The organism is Kribbella sp. NPDC059898 (genome assembly GCF_042730855.1).
In the GTDB taxonomy this organism is placed as follows: Bacteria; Actinomycetota; Actinomycetes; order Propionibacteriales; family Kribbellaceae; genus Kribbella.
Map to the genome: position 1 here is coordinate 528,114 of NZ_JBHWKR010000001.1, position 20,532 is coordinate 548,645.

The 20,532-nt window shown below is 69.1% G+C and carries 15 protein-coding genes and 1 riboswitch; of the genes, 8 read left to right on the forward strand and 7 right to left on the reverse strand.

The genetic code is table 11. From position 1 onward, the window contains the following. Positions 1–19 precede the first annotated feature (19 nt). A complete protein-coding gene (locus ACFV9C_RS02645) occupies positions 20–925 on the forward strand; it encodes an LD-carboxypeptidase (protein ID WP_380190281.1) in 906 nt (301 codons plus the stop codon). Here ACFV9C_RS02645 and ACFV9C_RS02650 read toward each other — a convergent pair. The 4 genes from ACFV9C_RS02650 to ACFV9C_RS02665 form a co-directional block, all read right to left on the reverse strand. Then, a complete protein-coding gene (locus ACFV9C_RS02650) occupies positions 897–2,675 on the reverse strand; it encodes a S9 family peptidase (protein WP_380190283.1) in 1,779 nt (592 codons plus the stop codon). The two genes, ACFV9C_RS02645 and ACFV9C_RS02650, sit on opposite strands and share 29 nt — an antisense overlap. 56 nt (positions 2,676–2,731) lie before the next feature. Next, positions 2,732–4,510: an ABC transporter ATP-binding protein gene (locus tag ACFV9C_RS02655; protein WP_380190285.1), complete on the reverse strand. Its 1,779-nt coding sequence runs from the start codon at positions 4,508–4,510 to the stop codon at positions 2,732–2,734. Beyond that, positions 4,507–6,267 carry an ABC transporter transmembrane domain-containing protein gene (locus ACFV9C_RS02660; RefSeq protein ID WP_380190287.1) on the reverse strand — a complete coding sequence of 587 codons (1,761 nt, stop codon included), beginning with the start codon at positions 6,265–6,267 and terminating at the stop codon, positions 4,507–4,509. The genes ACFV9C_RS02655 and ACFV9C_RS02660 overlap by 4 nt, the downstream gene beginning before the upstream one ends. A gap of 125 nt (positions 6,268–6,392) precedes the next feature. Beyond that, on the reverse strand, positions 6,393–7,340 hold the full coding sequence (locus tag ACFV9C_RS02665) for a helix-turn-helix domain-containing protein (RefSeq protein WP_380190289.1): 948 nt from the start codon (positions 7,338–7,340) through the stop codon (positions 6,393–6,395). Positions 7,341–7,456: 116 nt separating this feature from the next. Between ACFV9C_RS02665 and ACFV9C_RS02670 the strand changes: the two genes are divergently transcribed. Beyond that, positions 7,457–11,380, forward strand: a complete 3,924-nt coding sequence (locus ACFV9C_RS02670; RefSeq protein ID WP_380190291.1) for a S8 family serine peptidase — start codon at positions 7,457–7,459, stop codon at positions 11,378–11,380. 55 nt (positions 11,381–11,435) lie between these two features. Then, positions 11,436–12,866 carry a DHA2 family efflux MFS transporter permease subunit gene (locus ACFV9C_RS02675; RefSeq protein ID WP_380190293.1) on the forward strand — a complete coding sequence of 477 codons (1,431 nt, stop codon included), beginning with the start codon at positions 11,436–11,438 and terminating at the stop codon, positions 12,864–12,866. Here the strand turns inward: ACFV9C_RS02675 and ACFV9C_RS02680 are convergent. Next, the gene (locus tag ACFV9C_RS02680) at positions 12,863–13,576 is read right to left on the reverse strand and encodes a hypothetical protein (RefSeq protein WP_380190295.1); all 714 of its coding nucleotides are present in this window, start codon (positions 13,574–13,576) and stop codon (positions 12,863–12,865) included. The two genes, ACFV9C_RS02675 and ACFV9C_RS02680, sit on opposite strands and share 4 nt — an antisense overlap. 88 nt (positions 13,577–13,664) lie before the next feature. After that, complete coding sequence (locus ACFV9C_RS02685; RefSeq protein WP_380190297.1) at positions 13,665–14,678, reverse strand: GTP pyrophosphokinase family protein; 1,014 nt, start codon at positions 14,676–14,678, stop codon at positions 13,665–13,667. Positions 14,679–14,828: 150 nt separating this feature from the next. Between ACFV9C_RS02685 and ACFV9C_RS02690 the strand changes: the two genes are divergently transcribed. From ACFV9C_RS02690 to ACFV9C_RS02710, 5 genes are all read left to right on the forward strand, one after another. Next, the gene (locus ACFV9C_RS02690) at positions 14,829–16,022 is read left to right on the forward strand and encodes an ATP-binding protein (protein WP_380190299.1); all 1,194 of its coding nucleotides are present in this window, start codon (positions 14,829–14,831) and stop codon (positions 16,020–16,022) included. 48 nt (positions 16,023–16,070) lie between these two features. Continuing rightward, entirely contained in the window at positions 16,071–16,874 is an 804-nt protein-coding gene (locus ACFV9C_RS02695) for a DUF3152 domain-containing protein (protein WP_380190301.1), read from the forward strand. A 30-nt stretch (positions 16,875–16,904) separates the two neighbouring features. Further along, on the forward strand, positions 16,905–17,717 hold the full coding sequence (locus ACFV9C_RS02700; RefSeq protein WP_380190303.1) for a hypothetical protein: 813 nt from the start codon (positions 16,905–16,907) through the stop codon (positions 17,715–17,717). After that, the gene (locus ACFV9C_RS02705) at positions 17,714–18,376 is read left to right on the forward strand and encodes an alpha/beta fold hydrolase (RefSeq protein WP_380190305.1); all 663 of its coding nucleotides are present in this window, start codon (positions 17,714–17,716) and stop codon (positions 18,374–18,376) included. Before ACFV9C_RS02700 ends, ACFV9C_RS02705 begins: the two co-directional genes overlap by 4 nt. Positions 18,377–18,395: 19 nt before the next feature. Then, positions 18,396–18,512, forward strand: a riboswitch (TPP riboswitch). Continuing rightward, positions 18,508–19,830 carry a purine-cytosine permease family protein gene (locus ACFV9C_RS02710; RefSeq protein ID WP_380190307.1) on the forward strand — a complete coding sequence of 441 codons (1,323 nt, stop codon included), beginning with the start codon at positions 18,508–18,510 and terminating at the stop codon, positions 19,828–19,830. It overlaps the preceding riboswitch by 5 nt. Here the strand turns inward: ACFV9C_RS02710 and ACFV9C_RS02715 are convergent. Next, positions 19,827–20,531, reverse strand: a complete 705-nt coding sequence (locus ACFV9C_RS02715; protein WP_380190309.1) for a flavodoxin family protein — start codon at positions 20,529–20,531, stop codon at positions 19,827–19,829. The genes ACFV9C_RS02710 and ACFV9C_RS02715 overlap by 4 nt on opposite strands. Position 20,532 lies beyond the last annotated feature (1 nt).

Below are 20,532 nucleotides of genomic sequence, written 5' to 3' on the forward strand. Positions count from 1 at the left end.
GATTGGTAGCGTCAGCGGAATGAACGACGTGGTGCTGCCGCAGCGGCTGCAGAGCGGTGACCGGGTTGCTGTGGTGGCGCCGTCGGGGCGCGTGGATGCGGCGCGGCTCGCGACCGGGGTGGAGTACATCCGGTCGTGGGGGCTCGACGTGGATGTGATGCCGTCGGTGCTGGCCGGGCACGAGCGGTTCAAGTACCTGGCCGCCGACGACAAGGCACGTGCTTTCGACCTACAGACTGCGTGGCTGGACTCCCAGTACGCCGCAGTCTTCTGCGCGCGTGGTGGCTACGGCGTACAGCGGATGCTCGAGTACCTCGACTTCGACGAGCTGGTCGCCGTACCGAAGTGGTTCGTCGGGTTCAGCGACATCACCGCGCTGCACGAGCCGTTGAACGCGCGGGGGCTCGTAACAGTGCACGGGCCGATGGCTGCCGCGGTGGAGCAGCTGGCCGACGACACGGGACGTGAACGGCTGCGGGCGTTGCTGTTCGAGCCGGAGACCGTCACGGACCTCCTGCTGGGTGCCCGTACCGTCGTCGACGGTGTAGCGGAGGGCCTGTTGCGCGGCGGGAACCTGGCGATGCTGGCGTCGAGCGTCGGTACGCCGACGTACGCGCCGCCGGCCGGGGTCGTCGTACTCGAGGAGGTCAACGAGGAGGCGTACCAGGCGGACCGGCTGCTGACGCAGCTCCTGCGCGCGGGGTGGTTCGACCAGGTGACCGGGCTGGTGGTCGGTGACTTCAGCGACGGCGGGGAGGGCCTCGACGACACCATCCGGGAGCGGCTCGAGCCGCTCGGCGTACCGATGGTGGAGGGCGCGGCGATCGGGCACGAGCCGCTGAACCTCGCCGTACCGCTGGGCCTTCCGGTACGCCTCGACGCGACCGCCGGGACCCTTACGCCAGGTGGTCTCGCAGGAAGCTGAACGCCTGCGGGTAGGCGTCCAAGCGGTTCGTGAGCTTCGCCAGACCGTGGCCTTCGTCCGGGTACACCAGGAGCTCGCACGGTACGCCGCGACGCGTCAGCGCCTCCGTGATCTGCTCGGCCTCCGACAACGGTACGCGCGGGTCGTTGGCGCCGTGGATGACGAACAGCGGCGCCCGGATGTCGTCGACCCGGCTGAGCGGGCTCGCGGACTCCAGGAACTCCCGGTCGGTGGCCAGGTACCCGTACTCGCGCTCCCGCATCGCCCGGCGGTAGTCCGACGTGTTCTCCAGGAACGTCACCAGCGAGGCGATTCCGACGATGTCCACACCGACCGCCCACAGCTCCGGCTGGAACGCGACGCCGGCCAGCACCATGTACCCGCCGTACGAGCCGCCCCAGAGCGCGGCCCGCCGCGGGTCGGCGTCGATCGTCGGCAGCCACGCGTTGATCGCGGCCAGGTCCCGCACCGAATCCAGCCGCAGCTCACGGTCGTCCAGCGAGTACCAGCGCTTGCCGTAGCCGGCCGAGCCGCGGACGTTCGGGACCACGACCGTGTGCCCCTCGCCGGCCAACGACGAGATGATCGGGCTCCAGATCCGCATCGCGGCACCCTCGGGACCGCCGTGCACGTGGACCACCGTGGAACCCAGGTCCGGAGCGGTCGGCCGGAACACGAGGACCGGGACCTGCTCGCCGTCGAACGACGGCACCCGCAGGCTCTCCGGGTGCTCGAGGGCGACCGGGACCTCCACCTCGCCGATCGCGGTCAGCTCGCCGTTCGGCACGTACCGATACACGGTCGGCGGCCTGACCGGGGAGTTGTAGGTGATCGCCGCGAACGCGCCGTCCGCCGACCAGATCGGGTCCGGCGTCGTCATCGTCAGCGCCGCACACCCGCCCGCGGGCAGCCCGACCGGTGCGATCAGCTCGCCATCCTCGGCGCGGTGCAGCGCCAGCGCGACCTCGCCGTCCTCGAGTACGCCGACCAACTGGTGGATGCCGTCCGGCGACGGCCACGCGGCCAGGTCCCGCGCGTCGTCCACCAGTACGTCGGTCCACGCCGCGTCGGCCACGTCGTACCGGCGGACCGCCTTGCGGTCGCGGTCCGCGTCCGTGGACACCAGGAACGCGGACGAGTCGGGCAGCCAGGCGACCGGGCCCTGGTCGTTGTGCGCGTCCGCAGGCGTCAGTTCGGTGACCGACCGGCTCGACGTGTCGACGAGCAGCAGCTGAATAGAGTTCGCCGGGCTGCTCGCCTTGGAGAGGACGACCCACTTGTCGTCCGGGGACGGGTTCACGCCCATCACCCAGCCGCCCGCGTCGTACAGCACGGTCTCGGTGCCGCTCGCCAAGTCACGGGCGACCAGGTCGAAGTCGACGCCGTTGCGACGGTTCGTGGTGTAGAGGATCCGGCCGGCGCGGGCCGCGACCAGATGGTGGATGTACTCAGTGTCGTGCACCAGCGGAGTCAGCGCCGGGAGACCGTCGTCGGTCAGGTCGAGCAGCGAGAGCTGGCCGCGCTCGTCGCCGCCGGTGTCGTGCTCGACGACGACCAGGTTGCTGCCGAGGACGAATCGCGCGCCACGGCAGGTGTCGCCCAGATCGGTCAGTGCGCGCCAGGTCCCGTCCGGGGCGACTGCGTTGACCTGGCGAGTGCCGGTGCCGTCGTACAGCACCAGCATCCGGCCCGCGTCGTCGATGTCGAGGGCCAGGGTGGTGGGCACAGAGAACAGCGTCGTCAGCAGCACGCTGTCATCCTCACACGATGTGGAGGGCGTCCGAGTACGGCCGCCCTCCACGTGTGTCAGCGGTCGCCGTGCCAGGAGTGCCAGAGGGCGGCGTACGCACCCTGGGCGTCCACGAGCTCGTCGTGGGCGCCCAGCTCGACGATCTTGCCGTCCTCGACGACCGCGATCACGTCGGCGTCGTGGGCGGTGTGCAGCCGGTGCGCGATCGCGACCACGGTCCGGCCCTCCAGCACGGTCGCCAGCGACCGCTCCAGGTGCCGGGCCGCCCGCGGGTCCATCAACGAGGTCGCCTCGTCCAGGACCAGCGTGTGCGGGTCGGCCAGCACCAGCCGGGCCAGTGCGACCTGCTGCGCCTGGGCCGGCGTGAGCGAGACCCCGCCGGACCCCACCTCGGTGTCCAGCCCGTCGTCGAACCCGGCGACCCAGCCGTCGGCGTCCACCGACCGCAGCGCCGCCCACAGGTCCGCGTCGGACGCGTTCTGCCGAGCCAGCCGCAGGTTGTCCCGCACGCTGCCCACGAACACGTGGTGCTCTTGGTTGACCAGGGCAACATGACTGCGCACCTGCTCCGCGGACATCCGGTCCAGCGCCGCGCCACCCAACGTGATGTCGCCGACGCGCGGCGAGTAGATGCCGGCCAGCAATCGGCCCAGCGTCGACTTGCCCGCACCGGACGGTCCGACGAGCGCCACCCGGGCGCCCGGCTCGACCGTCAGCGTCACACCGTGCAGTACGTCGCGACCCTCGAGGTACCCGAACCGCACGTCGTCCGCCAGCACGGTCCGCCCGTCCGGCTCGTCCTCGCTGGTCGTGACCTCCGTCTCGACCTCACGGACGCCGACCAGCCGCGCCAGCGACACCTGCGCCACCTGCAACTCGTCGTACCAGCGGATCATCATGTTGACCGGCTCGACGAGCTGCTGGATGTAGAGCGCGCCGGTGGTCAGCGCACCGACCGTCAGCCAGCCCTGGATCGCGAACCCGCCACCGATGACCAGAACCGCGGCCAGCGCGACCGTGTGGGTCATGTTGATGATCGGGAACAGGATCATCCGCAGGACCAGCGTGTACCGCTCCCAGGCGACCCACTGGCCGATCCGGGTGTCGCCGAACTGGATCCGCCGGTGCCCGAGCCGGTGCGACTCGACGGTCCGGCCCGCGTCGACCGTCTCGGCCAGCGCCGAGGCGACCGCGGCGTACCCGGCCGCCTCCGACCGGTACGCCGAGGGCGCGCGGCGGAAGTACCACCGGCCGCCGACGATCAGGATCGGCGCCGCGATCACGATCGCCACGGCCAGCGCCGGCGCGGTCACGATCAGCGCCCCGATCAGCAGCGACGCCCAGATGATCGCGATCGTCAGCTGCGGTACGGCGTCCCGCATCGCGTGCGAGAGCCGGTCGATGTCGGTGGTGATCCGGGACAGCAGATCGCCCGTACCGGCCCGCTCCAGCACACCCGGCGGCAGGCCGACCGCGCGGACCAGGAAGTCCTCGCGGAGGTCCGCGAGCATCTCCTCACCGAGCACCGCACCGCGCAGCCGGGTGAGCCGGGTGAACACCGTCTGCACCGCGAGCGCGATCACGAACCCGATCACGACGGACGGCAGCTGCACGTCGGTGCGGCCCTCGGACAGCTTCTGCACGACGTTGCCGAGCAGCCACGGACCGACCATGCCGCTGAGCGCCGCCACCGTGTTCACCACGGTCAGCCACAGGAACTGCCGCCGATGCCGCCGGAACAGTGACTTGATGTACGCGCGGACCGTCGTGCCCTGCGCCACCGGGAGCCGCACTACCTCCTGCGGGGCTGCCGGGTCGTACTCAGGGCGCTTCACACCGACTCCTCGAACGTTGCTTCTTCTTCACGGGTCACAACCGCGCGGTACCGCGGGTTGCTGTGCAGGAGCTCGTGGTGCGTACCGACCGCGGCCACCTGGCCGTCCGGCACGAACACCACCCGCTCCGCGCGGTCCAGCATCAGCGGGCTCGACGTGAACACCACCGTGGTCCGGCCACGGCGCAGCAGCTGCAGGCCGTCGGCGATCCGGGCCTCGGTGTGCGCGTCGACCGCACTGGTCGGCTCGTCGAGCACCAGCACCTGCGGGTCGACGTACAGCGACCGCGCCAGTGCCACCCGCTGCCGCTGACCGCCGGACAGGGACCTGCCCCGCTCGGTCAGTACGGCGTTCATCGCGTCGGACTCGCCGGCCGGCAGCGACTGCCGCAGTACGTCGAGGATGTCCTCGCACTGCGCCGCGTCCAGCGCCGTCTCCGCGGAGACCGCACCACTGGCCGGCACGTCGAACAGGTCGCGCACCGTCCCCGACAACAGCACCGGGTCCTTGTCCTGCACCAGCACGACCGTGCGCGCCGAGTCCAGCGGGAGGTCGTCCAGCGCGACACCGTCGAGCTGCACGGAGGCCTCGTCGGTCGCCGTCGGGCTGTGACCGCCCAGCCGGTCGGCCAGCAGACCGCCGGCGTCCGGGTCGCCGCTGACGACCGCGGTGAAGCTTCCCGCCGGGACATGCAGCCCAGTGACTGGGTCGAGCAGGTCACCCGCCGGCAGCTGCGCCTCGGCTGTGGCCTTTGTCTCGTCGGTCCGCTGCAGCGACAGCACTCGCGCCGCCCGGCGGGCCGACACCTTCGAGAAGATGAACGCGCTCGCGGTCTCCTCGAACGTGTGCAGCGGCACCAGCATGAACGTGATGAAGCCGTACGTCGTGACCAGCTCGCCGACCGAGATGTGACCGGACAGCACCAGCCGGACGCCCATCCACACCACGACGACCAGGAACAGCCCGAAGAACAGCACCTGCAGCGCGGCGATCAGCGACCACATCCGGGCGCTCCGCACCGCGCTCGTGCGGTACTCCTGCGAGGCCGCGCGGTACCGCTCCAGGAACAGCTGCTCACCGCCGATGCCGCGCAGCACGCGCAGCCCGGCGACGGTGTCGGCGGCGAGCTCGGTCGCCCGGCCGCCCTTGGCCCGCTGCTCGTCCGCGCGGCGCTCCGCGGGACCCATCAGCGGGACGATCGAGAACGCCAGCACCGGGACGGCGACGGCGACCACCAGCCCGAGCCGGGGTTCGTACAGCAGCAGGCCGATCACGACCGCGAAGCAGGTCAGCAGCGCGGCCACGAACCGGCCGAGCACCTCGACGAACCAGCCGATCTTCTCGACGTCGCCGCTGCTCACCTGCACGACCTCGCCGGCGGCGATCCGCCGGGTGAGCAGCGAGCCGAGCTCCGCGGCCTTGCGGAACAGCAGCTGCTGGAGCCGGGCCGCCGTACTGATCCAGTTGGTCACGACGGCCCGGTGGAAGAACGAGTCGGCAGCGGCCTTGGCCGCACCGAAGGCGAGCAGCAGCCCGCCGGACAGGATCAGCTTGGGCCACGACAGGTCGATGGCCGCCTGTACGGCGAGCCCGACCGCGACCGGAGCGGCGGCGATCCCGCCGAAGTACACCAGCCCCCAGAACACCGCGAGCAACTGCCCACGGAACTGCTGGTGCTCCAGCCAGAGAATGAGTCGGAGGCCGGACCGGGTGTCGGGCACACCCGGATCGGCGAACGGAATGAGGCGCAACGACATGACGTCTCGCAATGAGGCATAGAAGGGTTGAGAAAGAGGGGCCTGACCAGGCGAATAGATCAAGCCTAGGTGCCGCCGCCGACAACCCGTCAAACCCTTTTCAGCCAGTGGTCACCGGGCTCGCCTCAGTTGTCCGAGCGGCTCAGTCCGAGGGCCAGACCGGCCTGGAACCGGGTCGCTGCATTCAGTGTGCTCTGCACTCGTTGAACTCGCCGGCCGACCGTCCGCAGGCTGATTCCCAGCTGGCGGGCGATGGCCTGGTCGCCCATCCCGGCGGCGAGCAGAGCGATCAATGTGCGGTCGTCGTCGGGGTCCAGTTGGTCGCCGCGGGGTGCGGTGTCCAGGGTCAGTGGTGGAGCGCTCGCCCACACTCGCTCGAAGAGTGCGATCAGGCCGTCCAGCAGCGAGCTCGGCCGGATGACCAGCAGCCCTTCGGTCACCGGGCGTCCGGTGACCGCCGGCATGGTCGCCACCTTGTCGTCGTAGATCGCGAGCCGGACCGGTACGTCGCCGACCACCCGAGCCTGTTCGCCGACCGTCAGCGTCTCACGCAGCATGTCCAGTCCCTGCTCGTCCACGGCGTCCCGGCTGTAGACGATCCGGTGTCGGACACCGCGGTGGATGGCTGCCGTGACCGGCTTGGTGTCCGCCGGCACCAGTCGCTTGCCGTACGGCGGTGTCTCGAAGGCGCGGATCTCGGAGCGAGTGGCACTGTGCAGGGCGAGGCCATAGGCAGGCGCCTGGTCCCCGGGGACGACCTCCACCGGTGCCTGCCGGAGCGGATCCGGGGTTGCCCGGTGCAACCGCTCCAGCTGCTGCACTCTGGCCGCTGCCCGATCCAGCTCCAGCTGACGTGTGTCGAGCATTCCCTGCAGTGCGAGCTCAGGTGGCACGGCTGTGTACCGCCCGTCGGTTACGCGGAGGAAGTGTCTGGCCACGAGATCGGCGAGGGTGTCCACGACGGGTGTGTCCGGATGGGCGTGGACCAGCTCTACCGCCGTTAAGCCCGGATGCGTCAGTACGTGCTCGTAGAGCTGCTCTTGCGTGGCGTCGATCCCCAGGCCTTCCAGCACTCGCACAGGCTATGGCCGATCTCAGTCAATGGCCTAGTCCGGTCCTCCGGATGGCTTTACAGCGCTGGCGAGGCTCGGTGACGCTCCAGGTATCCGCCTGTAGCTCAGGAGCCGCCATGTCCCGCCCAGCTCTGTCTGTCCTGCTCGGAACCGCATTGGTCGCCGGTTTGCTGTCCGCGGCCGACGCCCACGCTGCGTCCCCGCAGCCCGCTGCGCCGCCGGCTTCCCGGAGCACCGCCGACCCCGGTCTGCCGCAGGTCACCGCCCCGACCACCGTCACCCTCGTGACCGGCGACAAGATCACCCTGATCCCCGATCCGGACGGCACCCAGGTGTCGATGGAGCCGGTCGTGCGCCCGAACGGCTACCGTCCCGTGATCCGGCTGAGTGAACTCAACGGTCACCGGGTAGCCGTCCCCGAGGACGCTGGACCGCTGATCGCGTCGGGAGTGCTCGACCAGACCCTGTTCGACCTCAACTACCTGGTCGCCAATGGCTACGCCGACAACGCGACCAAGCAGTTGCCGTTGATCACCCAGATGACCTCCGCGGTCCCGGCCGCGAAGCTACGGCACCAAGCTGACGCGGTCCCGGGGGTCACGCCGACCGTGCAGCTCGACAGTTTGCACGCCACGGCGGCCGACGTACCGAAGTCGCGGGCCGGTGCGTTCTGGGCCTCGATCACCGGCGGTACGGCGCCCAGGCCGGGCAAGGCCGCCGCCAGGACCTTCGGGCAGGGCATCGCGAAGGTGTGGCTCGATCGGAAGGTGAAGGCCACGCTGGACCAGAGTGTGCCGATGATCGGCGCACCACAGGCCTGGGCCGCCGGGTACACCGGCAAGGGAGTGAAGGTCGCGGTGCTGGACACCGGCATCGATCCGAACCACCCCGACCTCAAGGGCCGGGTGACCGAGTCGCGGAACTTCACCCCGGACGCCGACATCACCGACGGCTTCGGCCACGGCACCCACGTCGCCTCGATCATCACCGGATCCGGTGCCGCGTCCGGAGGCAGGTACAAAGGTGTCGCGCCCGACGTGGACCTGCTGGTCGGCAAGGTGCTCGACCACACCGGGACCGGTGAGGAGTCCGACGTGATCGCCGGAATGGAGTGGGCGGCCGCGCAGGGCGCGAAGGTGATCAACCTCAGTCTCGGTGGCGACCCCTACGGTGACGAGTCGCAGGACCCCGGTTCACTCGCCGTGAACCGGCTGACGGAGTCCACCGGCGCCCTGTTCGTCATCGCGGCCGGAAACAACGGCCAGTACGGCGATTCCACCGTCGGTAGCCCTGGGGTCGCGAAGGACGCCCTGACCGTGGCTTCGGTCGACAAGAGTGACCAGCTGGCCTACTACTCCAGCCGTGGACCGCTGCTGTACCCGGACCGGGTGAGCAAGCCGGACATCGCGGGTCCTGGATCAGCCATCGTCGCCGCCCGGGCCGCCGGCACGTCGATGGGCGACCCGGTCGACGACAACTACACCTCCGCGTCCGGTACGTCGATGGCGACGCCGCACGTCGCTGGTGCCGCGGCGATCCTGGCGCAGGAACACCCGGACTGGTCGGGCCTCCAGCTCAAGGCCGCCCTGATGAGCACCAGCAAGGATGACCACTACTCCGTCTTCCAGCAGGGCGCCGGCCGGGTCGATGTGGCTCGCGCGGTCACCCAACAGGTGGTCGGTGTGACCGCGGGCATCGACTACGGGCGCATTCTGGACACCGAGCAGGGCGATGTGGTCCGGCCGGTCACCTATCGCAACGACGGCGCGTCGGACGTGACCTTGAGCCTGACCGGCTCGCTCCGGACTACCAGTGGCACCGATACGAGTGCCGCGGTGTCCGTGCCCGGTCAGGTTGTCGTACCGGCGCATGGGACCGCGAGCGTGGACGTCACGGTGCATGCCGCGCAGCTCGCGGCCGGGTTCTCCTCCGGAGCGGTCGTGGCGACCGCGGACGGCGTGCAGGTGCGTATGGCGCTCGCGCTGCGGAAGTCCCGCCAGACCTTCCCCGTCCAGGTGACCGTGAAGTCGTCGGCGCCGATGTACTCCGGTGCGAACGTGTCCGCGTTCGACGTGGAGGACTCGACGGTGCCGAGGATCGACACGTACGCCGCGATGTCGCCGGACCGGATGACCGCCACGATCACGCTCGACCTGCCGCCGGGCCGCTGGTGGATCCGCGTCGCGCACGACCGGCTCCATCCGTCCCAGCGTGCCGAGCGGGTGGTGTTCTCCGAGCCCGATGTGACCGTGTCCGGGCCGGCCCAGCTCAGCTTCGACGACAAGGACGCCGTTCCGCTCAGCGTGACCACGGACACGCCCAGCCATCCGATCTCCGGTGGGTTGACCGAGCGGCGCGACAGTGCGGACGGCAGCAACGGCCTCATTCTGGTGGAGAACTTCACCTGGTTCGGCGACGGTGACTTCCTGGCCGCCCCGAACAAGCCGGTCACCGACGGGAAGTACACCGTCAACCTCGAGTCGACCCGAGGTCAGCCGCAACTCCGGCTCACGGTCGACTCCGCCAACGGCCGCGGCCTCGCCCTGCTGCCGAGCTATCCCTACAACGCCGCCGGTCCGCACCTCGACGGAACCTGGAAGAAGCTGCCGCTGGTCGACGTCGGGTGGTCGATCGAGCCGGAGGAACTGGCCAAGGTCCGCGGCAAGCTCGTCCTGATGTCCTTCACGTGGGGTCACGGCGGCACCGAGTGCGTGCTCTCGGGCGACGATGTCGCGAAACTGAAGGCGGCCGGCGCGATCGGCGTACTCCAGGAGTCCGGTTCGTGCGATCTCTACCCGGGCCGGCTCGAGACCGATGCCCTGCCGGTCGCGGGTGTCGACGGCACCGAAGGGGCCGAGCTGCGGGCCTTGCTGGCCAAGGGCCGTGTCACCGTCACGCTGGTCGGTGTGCCGGATTCGCCGGTGGTTCGCCACGTGTCCGAGACCCTGGACAACTACCCGCAGTCGCTGGCGCTCCGGGTGCGCGACCGCGACATGGCGCGAATCCGTACCAGTTACACCCCGGAGTGGCAGCCCGGTGTGTACGGCGGCAAGGAGGACGTCGGCCAGCGCCGGGTCGCGGACGCGGCCCAGTCCTTGTTCAGCTGGCCGAACTACCTCAACAAGTACCCGCAGACTCGGGAGGAGCTGTTCGGTCCGATCACACCGGGTGTGCAGTGGATCCGGTCCGTGGGCGTCGACGCGAACCTGGTCTCGGTCGAGGAACGCCGCACCATCCTGCGGCCCGGCCGGATGCCGGACGAGCGCTGGCTCGGTGCCCCGCGCGGTATCGGGCCGTCCGATGTCCCGCCGTCCGCGACGAACCTCACCCACATGGGATTCTGCAGTGCCTGCCGGGACGGCGACCGGCTGGTCCTCGTGCCGCAGTACGCGAATCCGGACCCGCTCGTGGTGCCGTCGTTCGGCGTGATCGGGGCCCGCGCCACGTTGTACTCGGGCGATCGGGAGATCCCCGGCACGACGTACCACGGTGCCTTCCCGGCCTTCACACTGCCCGCCGCCGAGGGACGGTACAAGCTGGTCCTCGACACCGACCTGACGTCCGGGGCGATGGCCGGCTACGACCTCTACAAGTACAGCGCAAAGGTGCACTCGGAGTGGACGTTCGGCTCGCAGCACGTCGGTACTCCGGACACCGGCAACACCACGTGCTACCAGGCTTGGGCGGAACCGGCCGCGAAGCTGGCCTGCGCGCCGCAGCAACTCCTCTACCTGCGGTACTCGGCGCCGACGGACTCGACGAACAAGGTCGGGCACGGTGTGGTTCCGCTGCAGCTCGAGCCGTACTACGAACGCACGGCGAAGTCGCAGACCGCAGCGTTCAAGTCGGTCAAGGTCACCGCGAGCTATGACGGTGGCAAGAGCTGGCGGCCGGTGGCCGGCGCGAACCTGCGGACGACGTACCAGGCGCTGCTCGTGCCGCCGCGCGGCGCGACCTCGGTGTCGGTGCACGTCCAGGCGACCGACCTGAACGGGAACACCGTCGACCAGACGATCGAGTCGATTTTCGGCGTCCGCTGAGACGATCCGCCGCCCGTGGCCGGTCAAGTCGTTCAACGTTGTACATTCGTGGACGATGAACAACGAGACCAGTCGCGGGCGGCGGCTGCTGGTGCTGGCGATCTGTTGTTCCAGTCTGTTCATCGTCGGGCTGGACTCGACGATCGTGAACCTGGCGTTGCCGTCGATCCGGGCCGAGTTCGGGGCGTCGGTGGCGAAGCTGCAGTGGACGATCGACGCGTACACGCTCGTGCTCGCCAGTCTGCTGATGGTGTCCGGGTCGACCGCCGACCGGGTCGGGCGGCGGCGGACGTTCCAGGCGGGGCTGGTGCTGTTCGGGATCGGGTCGTTGCTGTGCGGAGTGGCGCCGACGATCGACCTGCTGATCCTGTTCCGGGTGCTGCAGGCGGTCGGCGGGTCGATGCTGAACCCGGTGGCGATGTCGATCATCACGAACACGTTCACCGACCCGCGGGAGCGCGCCCAGGCGATCGGGATCTGGGGCGGCGTGGTCGGGCTGAGCATGGCGGTCGGGCCGGTCGTCGGCGGGACCCTGGTGGACGCGGTCGGCTGGCGGTTCATCTTCTGGATCAACGTGCCGGTCGCGGTGGCCGCCGTACTCATGACGGCGTTCTTCGTCCCGGAGTCACGGGCCGCCGTGCCGCGGCGGATCGACCCGGTCGGGCAGGTGCTCGTCGTACTGCTGCTCGGCGGGCTGACGTACGGGATCATCGAGGGGCGGTCGGCCGGGTGGGGGTCGCCGCTGATCATCGGGTGCTTCGTGGTGTGCGTGACGGCGTTGGTGTCGCTCGTGTACTACGAGGGTCGCCGGGAGGAGCCGCTGCTGGATCCGCGGTTCTTCCGGAGCGCGCCGTTCTCTGGGGCCACGCTGATCGCGGTGTGCGGGTTCTCGGCGCTGTCCGGGTTCTTGTTCCTGAACTCGCTCTATCTGCAGTCCGTGCGCGGGTTTACCGCCCTGCACGCCGGTCTGCTGACGTTGCCGATGGCGGCGATGACCGTGGTGTTCGCACCGATCTCCGGGTGGCTGGTGGGTCACCGTGGTCCGCGCGTACCGCTGGTGGTCGCCGGGACGATGCTGACGATCTCCGGGCTGATCCTGTCGCAGCTGAGCACAACCACGGCCACACTGCATTTGCTTGTGGCCTACCTGGTCTTCGGGCTCGGTTTTGGCATGTTGAACGCACCTATTACCAACGCAGCCGTCTCCGGAATGCCCCGCGCCCAGGCTGGCGTCGCCGCAGCCATAGCCTCAACCAGCCGCCAGGTAGGCGCCTCCCTGGGCGTCGCCGTCGCCGGCACAGTCCTGACCGCCCGCCTGGTGGGCCCCTTCGAGAAGGGCTTCGTGAACGCCGCCCAACTCTGCTGGTTCATCATCGCGGGCTGCGGCGTCCTCGTGCTGCTGCTCGGACTGATCAGCACGGGCCGTTGGGCCCGGCGTACGGCGGAGTCGGTCGCCAAGAGCCTGGCCACAACTCGCAACGCCTAGTGGTTCAGTAGTGGTTGGGCTTCGGCGTAGCTGCGTTGCCAGAGGGTCGCGATGCCCTTCTTGTCGAACTTGCGTCGTACCCGGCGTTGGCCGATGACGAACAGGATCAGCAGGAGCAGCCAGAGCAGGAACGGCACCCCGGCTCCGCCGAACACGGACAGGAACGCGATCGGTAGCACGAGCCCGACCAGATACAGCACGAAGATGATCTGGAGCGGCTGCGAGAGCATGATCCTGAAGACCTGCTGGTCGTTCACGTTCTGCTGGTTGGTGGAGTGGTTGAGCACCGCGAACGTGAACCGCTTGTGACCCTTGTGCGCGGTCCAGAAGCTCACCACCTGCCCGGGCCAGGCGCTGACGTTGAAGTTGACCACCTCCACGTTGGCCTGCCGGCCGTCCGCCAGCTGCAGCGCAAGCTGGTCGTAGACATCGGTCCTGGTCGTTGACGTCCCAACAACGCCCGAATAGCCGCCGTACTCGGTTGTGGTCGTCGTTTGGGTGTGCCGCCGCGAAGCGAGCACTCTCCCGGTGACGTGGACCAGGTGCCACCCCCCGTACTTCCCGGTGAATCTGGTCGCGCCCGCGTTCACCCGGAGTGGAAGCCAGACCAGCACGATGTAGCCGATCAGCGGCAGCGAGATGACCAGCGCGAGGAAGGTGAACGCGATGATCTTGACCGAAGCACTCGTGTCTGAAGACGACGGATCCATCTCTGTACTCCCCCCACGTGGCGAGACCGCCGCGCGTGTGTCCCCTTGAGCTCAGTATCGCCCTATCGGGCCAGGTGACAAGCTCTGGTCACCGTGCAGTGATGCCTGCGCGGGTGAGGGCCTTCAGACGGCCTTTCAAGATCTTCTGGCGGCGTTCTTCTTCCGGGAACAAGTCCAGGTAGGCGGGTCCCTTGGCGGCCAGGAGGTCGTCGTCGAGGCGGCGTACGGTGCCGGCCGGGGCGCGGTGGGTCATGGCGGCCTGGACTGCTTCGCTGTCGATGCCTGTGAGTAGGTCGGTGAGCTGTTCCTCGGTGGTCACGCCGAGGCGGTGCAGGATGCCGAGGATCCAGGCGTAGTGCGTGGTCTTCGCATGCGGCGCGTCCGGGTAGCGGCGGTTCAGGTACGTCGTCAGCGTCGCGCTCGTGAGGTCCACCGGGGCCTTGTCCGACGCGGTCGCGGCCAGCTCGCGGTACAGCCGGTCGATCTCGGTGAACTCGTTGTCGGCCAGCTCCATCAACGCCGCCGCCAGCAGGAACCGCCGGTCGAACTCGGGCTTCCGGTTCGGCGGGATGTCCAGCTTGTACCGGATGTCGTGCTCGAACTCCGCCCACGCGTGCTGAACCGCCGTACGGACCTGGATCTCCATCACCAGGTTCTTCAGTACGGCGTACTCCGGAAGCTCCCGGCGGTGCTCGTTCAGCCGGACCAGGTAGTGCTTGCTGGCGTACCCGAAGACGCCCTGCGCCCGGGTGTGCGCGCCCATGTCGGTGTGCTCGACGATCTCGAACTCTTCCTCGATCACCTCGCACACCCGGTCCACTGCCTCCACCAGGAACGTGATCACCCGGGCCGCGACCAGGTCGGTGATCTGGTTCAGCGGGTCGTCGTACTTCGGCCGCGCGGGGTCGTCCGGGTGCGGCTTCGACGCCTTCACGAGGAACGACTCCGGGTCCTTCGCCCGGGCCGTCGCGCTCAGGTAGTTGATGCCTTCCTCTTCGCCGATCAGCTCGTTGATCAGCGCCTCGAGCTTGCGCGCACCGCCGACGTACTGCTGGTGCACCCGCTCGTACAACGCCCCTGCCTGCGGAGCCCACTCCACCATGGGCGGAACCCTAGTGGTCTTGCGGTCGCTGGGGGTGTCTATCGATGTCTACTCATTTCACTAGAAAGTCGTAGAAAGCCGGAGCGACACGCTCTCGTCGTTGATCGGTCAATCTACGGAAAACGCTAGACGGCCTCATACAGTGAAAGCATGGATCCGATCCGGAATCCCTATGCGCCCGGCGCCGGTCAGCGGCCGCCTGAGCTGGCCGGACGCGACACCGAGGTGCGGCAGTTCGAGGTGGTGCTCGAACGGGTCGCGGCAGGCAGACCGGAGCGGAGCCTCGTGCTCAGCGGACTCCGGGGCGTGGGCAAGACGGTCCTCCTCAACACCCTCCGCTCCCAGGCAATCAAGCGCGCCTGGGGCACCGGGAAGATCGAGGCCCGGCCGGACCAGAGCATCCGGTTGCCGATCGCGCAGGCGCTGCACACCGCGATGCGCGAGCTCGGCCACCGGCACCGCGACGACGAGAAGGTCGACCAGTTCAGCGCCGTACTCAAGGCCTTCGCGCTGCGTACGGCGGCCGACGACCGGAAGGGGATCCGCTGGCATCCGCCGGTCGACGTGGCCGCGGCGAAGGGCCGGGCCGACTCCGGTGACCTGGAGATGGACCTGATCGAGCTGTTCGCCGACGCGGCCGACCTGGCCGGCGACCTGACCGTCGGGGTCGGGCTGTTCATCGACGAGATGCAGGACATCAGCACGGACGACCTGTCCGCGCTGTGCGCCGCCTGCCACGAGATCTCCCAGCAGAGCGCCCCGCTGGTCGTCGTCGGAGCGGGGCTGCCGCACCTGCCCGCCGTACTGTCCGCCAGCAAGTCGTACTCCGAGCGCCTGTTTCGCTACATCCGCGTCGACCGCCTGGCCCGGGACGCGTGCGACCGCGCGCTGATGATCCCGGCGGAGAGCGAGGGCGTGCAGTACGACGAGGAGGCCCTGGACGAGCTGTACGCGCAGACCGACGGCTACCCGTACTTCGTGCAGGCGTTCGCGCACTCCACCTGGGACCACGCGCCGACCTCCCCGATCACGATCAAGGACGTCGCCGTCGCCGCCCCCGAGGCCTCGGCCGAACTGACCGTCGGCTTCTTCGGCTCCCGCTACGAACGCGCCACGCCCGCCGAACGCGAGTACATGCGCGCGATGGCCGAGCTCGGCATCGGCGTCGACGACGGCTCGGTCCCCACCTCCGAGGTCGCCTCCACCCTCAACCGCAAACCCCAGTCCCTCTCCCCGGCCCGCGACGGCCTGATCAAAAAAGGCCTCGTCTTCTCCGCCGAACGCGGCATCGTCGCCTTCACCGTCCCCCACTTCGGAAAGTTCCTCCGCACCCGAACGGCTTAACACAACGCGACTTTCATGCCTCCGCAGCAATCGGTAGGGTCGACTGTCATGAGCTCCCGGCGGCGCGGCCAGCACAGTCGACGGAAGTCCTATCGAGGGCAATGGCTGGTGGTGACCGCCTTGGCGGTGCTGGCGACTGTCGTGGTGGCGCATCCGGACATAACCCACCGCAGCAGCCTCGCGGCGCAGGCTGTTGCGGGGGTCAACGATGTGGCGGACGAGGAGCAGGTCGTCTCGGTGACGCCTACGCCGGTGCCTACGCCGACGCAGAAGTTCACGACGCCGTTGCGGCCGGCGCCTTCGTTGACGAAGAAGCCGAAGGTCTTCGTGTCCAGCGGCAAGCTCGCCGTCGTGCCGGGCGTCAGCAAGGCGAACGGCGTCCGCGACAAGCTCACCTACCGGGTCGAGATCGAGCAGGGTGTCACGGTGAACGGCGCCGAGGTCGCGGCGAAGATCCACAAGACGCTGACGGATCCGCGCGGCTGGCAGGCGCTGCACCCGGTGAGCTTCGAGCGTACCGACAAGCCGGACGCCGACCTGCGGATCATCCTGGCGACGCCGTCGCTGACCGACAAGCTCTGCCTCCCGCTCGACACCGGCGGCGAGGTGTCCTGCCGGGTCGAGGACCGCGTCGTACTGAACGCGAAGCGCTGGATCTACGCGATCCCGGCGTACAACGGCAACATCGAGCTGTACCGCAGCTACCTGGTGAACCACGAGGTCGGGCACGCGCTCGGCCACGGGCACTCGACGTGCACCACCCCGAAGACCCCCGCGCCGGTGATGATGCAGCAGACGAAGGGCCTGGCCGGCTGCCTGCCGAACGCCTGGCCGACGGTCAGGGCCACCTGAGACACTGGGTACGGACGGGAGGAGCAGCCGATGTCGTCACAGGACTTCCCGACGTACGGCCGGGACCACGGGCCCGACAAGCAGCAACCGCCCGCTGAGGAGCACCAGTACGCTCCGCCTACGCCGTACGGCGATGGCTCTTACGGCCCTGGTCACCAGCCGCCGCAAGAGCAGTTCCCGTACGCACAACCTCAGCCGTACGGCGGTCAGCAACCGGAGCAGCAGACCAACCCGGCGTACGTGCAGCCTCCGGTCTACCGCCCCGGCGCTCCGTACGGCCAGCCGGCGAACCCGCAGCCGCACGAGCTCCCGACGTACGGGCGGGCCGGCGCGACGGGCGATCCCCGCGTCTCCCGCGTACTCGGGCTGGCGGCCTTCATCGCCGCGATCTACGGCCTGCTCGTCCTGACGGTCCAACGCGTCGCGCTCCGCGAGATCTCCCAGGCGCCGGGCTCACCGCTCAACCACCCGCTCCGCACCGACGTACTGGACGCGATCGGCCAGCTGCTGCTCGTGGTCGTCGGTGTCGCCGGGCTGGTGATGTGGGTCCGCGACCTGCTCGCCCGCCGGAAGACCGGCATCAACCCGAAGCCGCCCGAGCTGGTCGGTCTGCTGGCCGTCGCGGTGTCCGCGATCCCGATCCTGGTCTGGCTGATCATCGTGCTGTCCACCGGCCTCGGCGGGAACGACGGCGCGGTCCACCGGCTGCCCGCGGCGTACGGCTGGGGCGGCTTCGGGCTGCTGCTCCTCGCCGTCGGGTTCTTCCTCGGGTACCGCGAACTGCGCCCCGACCTACCGAACCCGGTCGTCAAGGCGCCGCCGGCCAAGGCTCCCTGGGAGTGAGCGCACCCGTCGTCCTCGTCCCCGGTCTGGGCCTCGGCCCCGAGTCGTACGCGCGGACAGTCGAACACCTCACCACGCCGTACCACGTGGTCACACTTCCCGGGTACGGCGAACCGGCGGGCTCGCGGGAGGACCTGCACCCGCGGGCGCTCGCGGTCGCGCTGGCGGACAAGATCCGCGAGCGGGCGGTCCTGGTCGGTCACTCGGCCAGCTGCCAGATCGTCGTCGAGACCGCGGTCCGCTACCCGGAACTGATGCACGCCGTGGTGCTGATCGCCCCGGCCGGTGACGCCCGGATGTCCAGCTGGGTCGACCGGGCCGTCCGCTGGCTGGGCTCCGCCGTACCCGACTCGCCCAAGCTCATCCGTACGGTGACCCCGCAGTACGCCCGTACGACGCTGCCGTCGATCGCGAGAGCTGCCGAGGCGGCCCGCCACCACGACCTGGCGGAGGTCATCTCCCGGGTCAAGGCGCCCGTACTGGTCGTCCGTGGCAGGCATGACCTGCTCTCCACCGCGGAGTGGGTCGACCGGCTCGCTGAGCTCAGCCACGGCGAGGCCCGCACGCTGGACACCGGCGCCCACATGCCGGTCGTGACGAACGGCCCGGAGCTGGCCGCTCTCATAGAACGAGCGGCCGCTCTTCCCTCAGGTAGCTGACGAGTTAAACTCAGCGGCACAAACCTTATGCGGGAGCTCGCACCGAGAAGCGCGGGCTGAGAGGGCGACAGCTGGGTCGCCGACCGCCTGAACCTGACCGGGTAATGCCGGCGTAGGGAGTGGGGTCACTCATGACCGATACGACTGTTCGTCCTGCCGGCACGATCGAGGCGCCGCTGGTCCTGACCACCGACGCGCCGCGCACGCTCGGGTTCTTCCCGCAGTTCACCCTCTGGGCGAACCTCGGGATCTCGCTGTTCGGACCGGTCACCGGTGCACTGGTGGCGGCGTACACCGGGTCATTGGCCCAGGGGCTGCTCGCGATCGTCGTGGGCTGCGGGCTCGGCGCTCTCGTACTCGGCGGCTCGGCCGTGTTCGGCTCGCACACCGGCGCGCCCGCGATGGCCGCACTCCGGGGCATCTTCGGACGGCGCGGATCGATGGCACCGACCGTACTGAACATCGCGCAGAACATCGGCTGGGCGACGATGGAGATCATCGTGATCTCGCAGGCCGCGGTCGCGGTGACAGGTCCGAAATGGCGCTGGCTGTTCGTCCTGCTGGCCGGGTTGGTCGCCACCTCGATGGCCGTTCGCCCGCTCGGCAGCGTGAAGCTGCTGCGGAAGTTCATGGTCTGGCTGGTGCTGCTCGCCTCGGCGTACCTCTTCGTCCAGGTACTCACCAGGCCGGTGCACGCTCTGCCGCAGGACAACGTGTACGGCTTCTGGCCCGCGGTCGACCTGGCCGCAGCCGGCGTGGTGTCGTTCGCCCCGCTGGCCGCCGACTACACCCGGCACTCGCGTACGAACAAGGCGGCGTTCAGCAGCTCCGCGCTCGGCTACGGCCTGGCCGCGATCATCTACTACGCGCTCGGCGTGTTCGCGGTGGCGACCCTGCAGACGAACACGGACAACGTGATCACCGCCCTCGTCACCCTGCCGGCCGGCGCGATCGCGCTCTTCGTCCTGCTGGTGGACGAGGTCGACGAGGCCTACGCGAACGTCTACTCGACGACCATGTCCCTGCACAACCTGATCGGGCACATCGACCGCCGCTGGATCTCGGTCGCCATCGGAGCCGTTGCCACCGGCATCGCGATGTTCATCGACCTAGGCAACTACACCCAGTTCCTCTACCTGATTGGGTCGGTCTTCATTCCGTTGTTCGCGGTCGCGATCGCCGACTTCTTCCTGGTGAGCAAGATGAAGTGGGATGTCTCGAGTACGGCGAAGTTCCGCTGGCAACCCGCCGTCGCCTGGCTGATCGGCTTCATCGCCTACCAGCTGGTGAACCCGGGCACCGTAGCCGGATGGTCCCCGTTCTGGACCAAGATCCAGCAGGCCCTCTTCAACCACCACCCGGTCCCGGGCTGGCTCGGCGCGACGTACACCTCGATCCTCGTCTCGATGCTCGCCGCCGTCCTGCTCGGCCGGATCCGGCGGCCGGTCGCCTAGCGGTACTCGGGGTTCTCGAAGTCGAAGCGGCAGCCGGCGTCCCACTCGGACCGCTGGTTGCCGTGCGCCGGGAGGCCGCCGGCGTCCTTGAGCATCCTTGCCAGGTGCAACAAGTTCCAGGTCATGAACGTGGTGTTCCGGTTCGTGAAGTCGTTCTCCGGTCCGCCGGATCCCTCATCCAGGTACGACGGTCCCGGCCCGGCCGCACCGATCCACCCGGCATCGGCCTGCGGCGGGATCGTGTACCCGAGGTGCTGCAGCGAGTAGAGGACGTTCATCGCGCAATGCTTCACCCCGTCCTCGTTCCCGGTGATCAGACAGCCGCCGACACGCCCGTAGTACGCGTACTGCCCGTGCTCGTTGAGGATCGACGAGTTGCCGTACAGGCGCTCGATCACCCGCTTGGTCACCGAACTGTTGTCACCGAGCCAGATCGGTCCCGCGATCACCAGGATGTCGGCCGCCATCACCTTCGCCTGAATCGCAGGCCAGGCGTCGCTCGCCCACCCATGCTCGGTCATATCCGGCCAGACCCCGGTCGCGATGTCATGGTCCACGGCCCGCACCACCTCGGTCGCGACCCCCTGCTTGTCCATGATCCGCCGGCTCACCTCCACCAACCCCTCGGTATTGCTACGCTCCGGGGACCGCTTCAACGTGCAGTTGATGAAAAGCGCGCTCAGATCGTCGTACGTCGTCATC

Bases quoted from the DNA above. Each gene is read 5' to 3' on its own strand.
- ACFV9C_RS02700 (WP_380190303.1), top strand. From the start codon at position 16,905: ATGTCGTCACAGGACTTCCCGACGTACGGCCGGGACCACGGGCCCGAC.
- ACFV9C_RS02645 (WP_380190281.1), top strand. From the start codon at position 20: ATGAACGACGTGGTGCTGCCGCAGCGGCTGCAGAGCGGTGACCGGGTT.
- ACFV9C_RS02670 (WP_380190291.1), top strand. From the start codon at position 7,457: ATGTCCCGCCCAGCTCTGTCTGTCCTGCTCGGAACCGCATTGGTCGCC.
- ACFV9C_RS02715 (WP_380190309.1), bottom strand. From the start codon at position 20,531: ATGACGACGTACGACGATCTGAGCGCGCTTTTCATCAACTGCACGTTG.
- ACFV9C_RS02695 (WP_380190301.1), top strand. From the start codon at position 16,071: ATGAGCTCCCGGCGGCGCGGCCAGCACAGTCGACGGAAGTCCTATCGA.
- ACFV9C_RS02680 (WP_380190295.1), bottom strand. From the start codon at position 13,576: ATGGATCCGTCGTCTTCAGACACGAGTGCTTCGGTCAAGATCATCGCG.
- ACFV9C_RS02660 (WP_380190287.1), bottom strand. From the start codon at position 6,267: ATGTCGTTGCGCCTCATTCCGTTCGCCGATCCGGGTGTGCCCGACACC.
- ACFV9C_RS02675 (WP_380190293.1), top strand. From the start codon at position 11,436: ATGAACAACGAGACCAGTCGCGGGCGGCGGCTGCTGGTGCTGGCGATC.
- ACFV9C_RS02710 (WP_380190307.1), top strand. From the start codon at position 18,508: ATGACCGATACGACTGTTCGTCCTGCCGGCACGATCGAGGCGCCGCTG.
- ACFV9C_RS02690 (WP_380190299.1), top strand. From the start codon at position 14,829: ATGGATCCGATCCGGAATCCCTATGCGCCCGGCGCCGGTCAGCGGCCG.
- ACFV9C_RS02685 (WP_380190297.1), bottom strand. From the start codon at position 14,678: ATGGTGGAGTGGGCTCCGCAGGCAGGGGCGTTGTACGAGCGGGTGCAC.